2 protein-coding genes and 1 pseudogene are annotated in these 6,000 nt (G+C 71.7%); 2 read left to right on the top strand and 1 reads right to left on the bottom strand.

The window, feature by feature from the left end:
- Both NLX85_RS19935 and NLX85_RS33755 read left to right on the top strand, forming a co-directional pair.
- A pseudogene (locus NLX85_RS19935) lies at nucleotides 1-3,309 on the top strand (HAMP domain-containing protein); the annotation flags it as partial.
- A gap of 6 nt (nucleotides 3,310-3,315) precedes the next feature.
- Nucleotides 3,316-3,786 (top strand): response regulator, encoded by a 471-nt coding sequence (locus tag NLX85_RS33755; RefSeq protein ID WP_374628122.1) that lies wholly within the window; start codon nucleotides 3,316-3,318, stop codon nucleotides 3,784-3,786.
- A gap of 57 nt (nucleotides 3,787-3,843) precedes the next feature.
- Here NLX85_RS33755 and NLX85_RS19930 read toward each other — a convergent pair whose 3' ends face one another.
- Nucleotides 3,844-5,877: a glycosyl hydrolase family 28-related protein gene (locus NLX85_RS19930; protein ID WP_254337270.1), complete on the bottom strand. Its 2,034-nt coding sequence runs from the start codon at nucleotides 5,875-5,877 to the stop codon at nucleotides 3,844-3,846.
- Nucleotides 5,878-6,000: the final 123 nt, after the last annotated feature.

Genomic DNA, 6,000 nt, shown 5'->3' with positions numbered 1-6,000 from the left:
ACCATCAACACGATGGTGGACCAGCTCTCCTCGTTCGCCGACGAGGTGACCCGGGTGGCCCGGGAGGTCGGCACCGACGGTCGGCTCGGCGGTCAGGCCCAGGTCAGCGGCGTCGCCGGCACCTGGCGGGACCTGACCGACTCGGTGAACTCGATGGCCGTCAACCTCACCGACCAGGTGCGCAGCATCGCCCAGGTCGCCACCGCGGTGGCCCGGGGCGACCTGTCCCAGAAGATCACCGTCACCGCGCACGGCGAGATCCTGGAGCTGAAGAACACCATCAACACGATGGTGGACCAGCTCTCCTCGTTCGCCGACGAGGTGACCCGGGTGGCCCGGGAGGTCGGCACCGAGGGCCGCCTCGGCGGCCAGGCCGACGTCAAGGGCGTGTCGGGCACCTGGAAGGACCTCACCGAGTCGGTGAACGTCATGGCGGACAACCTCACCGCCCAGGTCCGCAGCATCGCCGAGGTCACCACCGCGGTCGCCAAGGGCGACCTGACGCAGAAGATCCGCGTGGACGCCCGGGGTGAGATCCTCGCCCTGAAGGAGACCATCAACACGATGGTCGACCAGCTCTCGGCGTTCGCCGACGAGGTGACGCGGGTGGCCCGCGAGGTCGGCACCGAGGGTCGCCTCGGTGGCCAGGCCCGGGTCTCCAACGTGGCGGGCACCTGGAAGGACCTGACCGACAACGTCAACGAGATGGCGAACAACCTGACCAACCAGGTGCGTTCGATCGCGCTCGTCGCCACGGCCGTCGCGCAGGGCGACCTGAGCCGGCAGATCACCGTCGAGGCCAAGGGCGAGGTCGCCGTGCTCGCCCAGACCATCAACACCATGGTGGGCACGCTCAGCGCGTTCGCCGACGAGGTGACCCGGGTGGCTCGCGAGGTCGGCACCGAGGGGCAGCTGGGCGGCCAGGCCCGGGTGCCGAACGTGGCGGGCACCTGGAAGGACCTGACCGACAACGTCAACTCGATGGCGAACAACCTCACCGGCCAGGTCCGCAACATCGCCCAGGTGACCACCGCGGTGGCGCAGGGCGACCTGACTAAGAAGATCGACGTGGACGCCCGCGGTGAGATCCTGGAGCTGAAGACCACCATCAACACGATGGTCGACCAGCTCTCCAGCTTCGCGGCCGAGGTCACCCGGGTGGCCCGCGAGGTCGGCAGCGAGGGCCGCCTCGGCGGCCAGGCCGAGGTGGAGGGCGTCTCCGGCACCTGGAAGCGGCTCACCGAGAACGTCAACGAGCTGGCCGGGAACCTGACCCGGCAGGTGCGGGCCATCGCCGAGGTGACCAGCGCGGTCGCCACCGGCGACCTGACCCGCTCGATCACGGTCGACGCCTCCGGCGAGGTCGCCGAGCTCAAGGACAACATCAACTCCATGGTGGAGTCGCTGCGCGAGACCACTCGGACCAACCAGGAACAGGACTGGCTCAAGACCAACCTGGCCCGCATCTCCGGCCTCATGCAGGGCCACCGGGACCTGGAGGTGGTCGCCGGCCTGGTCATGAACGAGCTGGCCCCGCTGGTCTCCGCGCAGCTCGGCACCTTCCTGCTGGTCGACGACGGCGGCGACGGCCGGGGCCTGCGGGTGGTCGGCGGCTACGGGCACGACGCCACCCGCCGACGGTACGCCCTGGGCGACTCGCTGGTCGGACAGGCCGCGCTGAGCAAGCGGGCCATCGTGGTGGACGCCGTCCCGGCCGACTACGTCACCGTCTCGTCGAGCCTGGGCGCGGCCGTGCCGCTGCACCTCGTGGTGCTGCCGATCCTCTTCGAGGACCAGGTCCTCGGCGTCATCGAGCTGGCCGGCATGGGCCGGTTCACCGAGACCCAGCGCGACTTCCTCGACCAGCTCACCGAGACCATCGGCGTCAACGTCAACACCATCGTGGCCAACGCCCGCACCGACGTGCTGCTGACCGAGTCGCAGCGGCTGGCGGCCGAACTCCAGGCCCGCTCGGAGGAGCTGCAGGCCCGCTCCGAGGAACTCCAGAGCTCCAACGCCGAGCTGGAGGAGAAGGCCGCCCTGCTGGCCCGGCAGAACCACGACATCGAGACGAAGAACTCCGAGATCGAGCAGGCCCGCCAGGAGCTGGAGACCCGCGCCCAGCAGCTCGCGCTCGCCTCGAAGTACAAGTCGGAGTTCCTGGCCAACATGAGCCACGAGCTGCGTACGCCGCTGAACTCGCTGCTCATCCTCGCCCAGCTGCTGGCCCAGAACCCCAACCGCAACCTCACCCCGAAGCAGGTCGAGTACGCCACCGTGATCCACTCGGCCGGCGCCGACCTGCTCCAGCTCATCAACGACATCCTCGACCTGTCCAAGGTGGAGGCCGGCAAGATGGACATCAACCCGGAGACGTTCGAGCTGTCCACGCTGCGCGACTACGTCGACGCCACGTTCCGCCCGCTCACCACCCCGCGCGGGCTGGAGCTGGACCTGGTCACCGGCCCGGACGTGCCGGCCCGGCTGCACACCGACGAGCAGCGGCTGCGGCAGGTGCTGCGCAACCTGGTCTCCAACGCCGTCAAGTTCACCGAGAAGGGCCGGGTGCAGCTGCGCATCGAGCGGGCCCGCCCGGACGAGCTGCCGGCCGGGATGCCGCCGGCCGACACGGTCATCGCGTTCCGGGTCGTCGACACCGGCATCGGCATCGCCGAGCAGCACCTGACCGCCATCTTCGACGCGTTCCAGCAGGCCGACGGGACCACCAGCCGGCGGTACGGGGGCACCGGCCTGGGCCTGTCCATCAGCCGGGAGATCGCCCGGCTGCTCGGCGGGCAGATCACCGCGGAGAGTGTCCTCGGCCAGGGCAGCACCTTCACCCTCTACCTGCCCGCCACGGCCACCGCGCCGCTGACCGACGCCGGCGTGGCCCTGCCGGGCACGGCGACCGCTGCCCCGGTCGAGTCGGAGGCCCAGCGGTGGGTGGAGCGGCAGCAGCGCCGGGTGCTGGTGCTGGAGGCGCACGAGAAGGGCCTGCTCACCCTGCTGGTCCGCGGGGTCGCCGCCGAGACCGGCGGCCCGGTCGAGGTGTCCACCGCGGTGGACGTCGACGAGGCGGTCGACACGCTCGCCCGGCACCGCCACCACCTGCTCGTGGTGCAGCTCGACCCGGCCGACGAGCACGGCACGGCCCTGCTCAGGGCGCTGCACGAGCACCCCGGGCTGCGGGGCCTGCCGGCGCTCGCGTACCACGGTCAGCCGCTCGCGGGCGGGCAGGCCGCTCTGCTCCAGGGGATGGCCGCGGACCGCCCGCTGGAGATCCTCGGCAGCCTGGACGAGTTGCGCGAGCGCATCGTGCTGCACCTGACCGCGGACACCCCGGAGCGGGTGCCGTCGTTCGCGGCGCCGGTCGCCGACCGCAGCCCGGTCGGCGACCCGGTCGCCCGCGAGCTGTCCGGCCGCAAGGTGCTGGTGGTGGACGACGATGCCCGCAACGTCTTCGCCCTCACCAACATCCTCGAACTGCACGGCATGGACGTGGTCTACGCGGAGAACGGCCGCAAGGGCGTCGAGACGCTGATGCGGCACGACGACATCGACCTGGTGCTGATGGACGTCATGATGCCGGAGATGGACGGGTACGCGGCCACCGCCGCGATCCGCGCCATGCCCCGTTACGCGGACCTGCCGATCATCGCGGTGACCGCGAAGGCGATGCGCGGGGACCGGGAGAAGAGCCTCTCCTCCGGCGCCAGCGACTACGTGACCAAGCCGGTCGACGCGGAGGACCTGCTCACCTGCATCCACCGCTGGCTGACCAACTGACGCACGAAGCGGCCCGGCGGGCAGGTCGCCCGCCGGGCCGCCCCGGATGCGATCAGGTCACCACGGCGCCGGGGCCGGCGGCGGCACCACGGGCGGGCGGTCGTCGCAGGTGATGGTGTTCGGCAGCAGCCAGGGGGCCAGCCAGCCGTCGTTGCCGCCGAGGTCGGTGAGGCCGAACTCCGACCCGGCCGGGGTGAAGTGGAACGACCCGCAGTTGTTCACGCCGACCGCGCCGACGTTGCGCGCGTCCACATTCGCGAAGGACGCCGAGCCGGCGGTCCGGGCGCTCACCACCGAGGTGCCGGTGCCGTCGACCCGGATGTCCCGGAAGTGCACGTTGCTGATGGACACCGCGTCCTTCACCGGCCAGTCGCTGACCAGCATGATCGCGTTGTAGGTGTTGTCGAGGTAGCTGTCGCCGACCACCTGGATGTCGGCGTCGATGCTGCGGTCCAGGGCGTAGAACCAGATCGCGCCGAGGCCGATGTTCCAGTTGAGGTCGTACGTGCCGGCCCGGACCGTGGTGTTGCCGGTGATCCGGAGCTGGCCGGTGAACGGTTCGGCGCCGAACCGGGAGCCGACCTGGATGGCGCTGCCCTCACGGACCGGGTCGGCGATCAGGTTGTGGGAGACGGTGAGGTCGGCGCCGCCGTAGAGGGCGATGCCGTTGGCCAGGACCGGGGACTGCACCGTGTTGTGGTCGAAGGTGTTGTGCGCGGTCGCGGTCGCCTCCGACCACATGGCCAGCGCGTCGTCGCCGGTGTTGCGGATGAAGCTGTTCGAGATGGCGGAGTGGGTGACGCCGGTGTGGAAGTTGAGCCCGTCGGCGATCTGGTCGGCGATGACCGTGTCGGTGACCCGCAGGTCGGTCATCGGGCCGTCGAACCACAGGCCGACCTTGGTGTGGTGCAGGTAGAGGCCGTCGACCGTGGAGTGGTTGAGCGCCCCGCCGACGGCGTTGACCTGGTCGGTGTCGATGCGCTCGCGCACGTCTCCCTCGACGGCGAAGCCGGAGAGGTGGACGTCGCTGCTGCCGCCGTCGGCGGCGTCGCGGCCGTAGAACCCGACGCCGGTGTGCACCGAGCCGTCGGGGGCCGGGGTGTCGAGTGCGACCTCGCGGCCCTTGACGACGGTGTACCAGCTGCCGGCGCCCGCGATGGTCACGTCGTCGACGGTGATGTGCCGGTTCACCTGGTACGTGCCCGGCGGCAGGTAGAGCGTGCGGTCCACCCGGCGGGCGTACGCGACGGCGCGGTCGAAGGCGTCGGCGGACTCGCGCCGGCCGGTCGGGTCGGCGCCGAAGGCCAGCACGTTCACGGCGTGCGGCAGCACCCGGGGTGGGGCCACCAGGTGGGAGTCCAGCAGGTCGATCACGGTCCACGCCGCGGCCGTGCCGGTCGGCGCGGTCAACCGGACCACCTCTCCGGCACGGTGGGTGCGGCCCAGCAGCAGCCGCTGCTCGTCGTAGAAGTGGTGCGGCCGGAACGGCTTGGCGATGGCCGGAGCGGGCGTGGTGGCCCCCGGCACGCAGGAGCACTCGGTGATCCACCAGTCGGGGTGGAGCAGGTCGGCGCCGGGGTCGTTGGTGAACGGGTACTGGTTGTAGAGCCAGGCGTACTGCGAGGTGAGCGTCATGGTGCGGGCCGGGCCGCGCCCGACGGTCACGCGCAGCGGCGCGGTGATCCCACCACCGCCGGGCGCGTCGGGGATGCTGTACCGGACGGTGAGTGCGTTGGCCGCCTTCGGCAGGGTGAACTCGACGTACTGGCCGGGGGAGAGGCGGACCGCCCGCCGCCCGGACGCCTCGCCGGCGAGGGTGTAGGCGGTGCGGTCCGGGCCGATGACGGCGCCCGTGGTCCGGGCGTGCTCGGCCTCCTGCTCGACGAAGTCCACGGTGGCGCCCCGGCCGGCGACCAGCGCCGGGTCGAGCCCGGCCCGGGTGACCACGGGGGTCGGGCCGGCGGGACCGGCCGCGAGGGCGGCGCTCCCGCCCGGTACGGCCAGCGCGACGGCGGTGGCCGCCGCCGCGAGGATCCTGGCGATCGGCACGGCCGGGCGCGGGCCCGCCGCGCCTTCCACGCTCCGCTGCATCGGACTACCCACTTTCACCGGGGGACGGGGGAGACGGTGGTGGCGTCGGCGCGGATGGGGGCGCGCCCGCCGGGAAGGTGCCTCATGTTATTCCTGGCGTTTGTCGATATTCAAGCGCCTGGT

It is taken from the genome of Micromonospora sp. A3M-1-15 (assembly GCF_024213425.1).
Classification (GTDB): Bacteria; Actinomycetota; Actinomycetes; order Mycobacteriales; family Micromonosporaceae; genus Micromonospora; species Micromonospora chersina.
The sequence above is the reverse complement of the archived record's forward strand: the minus strand, read 5'-3'. Positions and strand labels throughout refer to the sequence as shown.